The following is a 1,348-nucleotide window of genomic DNA, read 5'->3' as shown; positions in this document are numbered from 1 at the left end:
CCTATACCCTGAACAATCCCAACGTAATCCGCCTGGAGCCGCCTCTGGGTGTCACCCGCGAACAGCTTGACACCCTGCTGCAGGCCCTGGATAAGGTCCTGGCTGCCAACAAGGGGTTTTTCAGCATGGCCGCCTCCGGCGCGAAGACCATGCTGAAGTCGTTGATTAAAAAATAAAGGACGCATGCTATTTCTCCTTCAAAAAAGACCAGGCTGAGTGAATCTTATCAGCCTGGTCAACCGGTATAACCCTGTTTCTTCCAAAACAAAAGCAAACCAAATAAAACCACTAAAAAGTTTGATAATGCAAATTGACACTCCGCACGGCTGAAGCCATGGAATTCTTGGGTGATTAAACCGAAGTGCATTTCTGCTATCGGAGTATGACCCCAAGTTCAGGCTGTGCCATCAGCCCGTCCTAGTCCAGTGCATATAGCAGACTAGGCTGACAGACTGTTACCATCTGCCACAGTTGCAGAAATGATATTAATCGCGCCTAACCTGTCGCGATGTGTTTTATATCCNCAACCGCATNTGTATTTTCTATCAATAGCTTTATTGAGTTCTCCACATNCAGGGCATTTCTGGCTGGTNTGTTTTGGGTTAACGTACTCAACCTTAATTCCAGCCAAAACTGCTTTGTACTCCACATATTTAGCTAATCGATAAAAGCTCCAGGTATGCAAATTCTTTTCGTTTTTACGGCTTGTTCTTGCCGTCNGGCGTATGCCGGAAAGTTGTTCCAAGCGGATCGTCGNTACATTGTTTTCTTGAGCAAAACGNACTATCTGCCGGCTTATTTTATGGTCTTGATCTGTCATCCAGCGCTGCTCTTTATCATGCAGTTTCTTGATCGCCTTGAGTTTCTTNAATTTGCCAAGTTTACGGCGTACTGACCGGTGNTTGCGTTTNATAAACTTGTTTTGTCTGCCATTGCCAAAGAATNTCGTTTTGCCNTCCTCCAGGACAGCGACAGCGGGANNTTTCAGGCCCAANTCNACCCCCATAATTTGACTGCCNGCGGCCGTATTTTCTGCCACCTGTACGGCAATTTGTGCTATGTACTTGCCGGACTTTTGAGTGATGCGCAGGCTGCCTGGTTTGTTATTCAATAGATTTTTCTGGTAGCCGGTTAAGATAGCTTTCATCTCCATGCGTTTTGATTTTTCTTCGACTAACACAGGAAACGAGAGCACATCTTCTTTCAAAGAATAGTTTTGATTGTTCCAAATAGCCACAGGCTTTTTGAGAACAGGGAGCTTGACTTCTCTTTGCTCATCGGGTTTTAGTCTGGCGTTAGCCCGGACTGCCTTCTTATATTTCACAAAAACACTCTTGGCGTCTCGAAT

The 1,348-nt window shown here is 45.7% G+C and carries 1 protein-coding gene; it reads right to left on the bottom strand.

The window, feature by feature from the left end; all coding sequences use genetic code 11:
• Positions 1-439 precede the first annotated feature (439 nt).
• Positions 440-1,324, bottom strand: a complete 885-nt coding sequence (locus tag Psfp_RS22400; RefSeq protein ID WP_134220471.1) for an RNA-guided endonuclease TnpB family protein — start codon at positions 1,322-1,324, stop codon at positions 440-442.
• Positions 1,325-1,348 lie beyond the last annotated feature (24 nt).

The sequence above is a fragment of the Pelotomaculum sp. FP genome, assembly GCF_004369245.1.
Taxonomy (GTDB): Bacteria; Bacillota; Desulfotomaculia; order Desulfotomaculales; family Pelotomaculaceae; genus Pelotomaculum_C; species Pelotomaculum_C schinkii.
Note: the sequence above shows the minus strand (reverse complement) of the source record. Positions and strands in the feature narration are given on the sequence as shown.